At 45.8% G+C, this 542-nt stretch carries 1 pseudogene; it reads right to left on the reverse strand.

The window, feature by feature from the left end:
- Positions 1-542, reverse strand: a pseudogene (locus Q7C23_RS23325) (hypothetical protein); the annotation flags it as partial.

A 542-nucleotide genomic window follows, 5' to 3' on the forward strand; every position in this document is an offset into this window, starting at 1 on the left:
CCTGTCTGGGTCAGCGTCCAGGTTCCTGACGGCAGATTGTTAAAAGTAATGCTTCCTGTAGCAACTGAACACGTAGGATGAACAATAGTGCCAAGTGTAGGCTGATTGGGAAGTATCGGGATCTCATTTATTATAACATCCGCTGAAAGGGAAGACCGGCATCCCTGATCATTCACTACCGTATAGTTATAACTTCCCGGCAGAAGATTCTCAAGGACAATAAATCCTCCCGAACCCGTAACTACCATATTACTCATTCCTGTTTGCTGCAAGGTCCAGTTCCCCACAGGCAGACCACTAAGCTCAACCTTACCACCACTATCACAGGTTGGATCCGTAATAACACCCACTATCGGGGCTGCGGGGGTAGCAGGTTGTGTATTGATAATAACAGCAGATGAAAGGGAAGATACACAACCAGAAGAATTGGTAACCGTAAAATTATAAGTACCCGTTGACAATCCTGAAATACTATAACTCTCTCCGATTCCCGAAATCGAACCCGGATTAATAGTCCAGCTTCCTAACGGCAATCCGCTAAG

Origin of the sequence: Flavobacterium sp. LAR06, assembly GCF_041946075.1 — a bacterium.
Lineage (GTDB): Bacteria > Bacteroidota > Bacteroidia > Flavobacteriales > Flavobacteriaceae > Flavobacterium.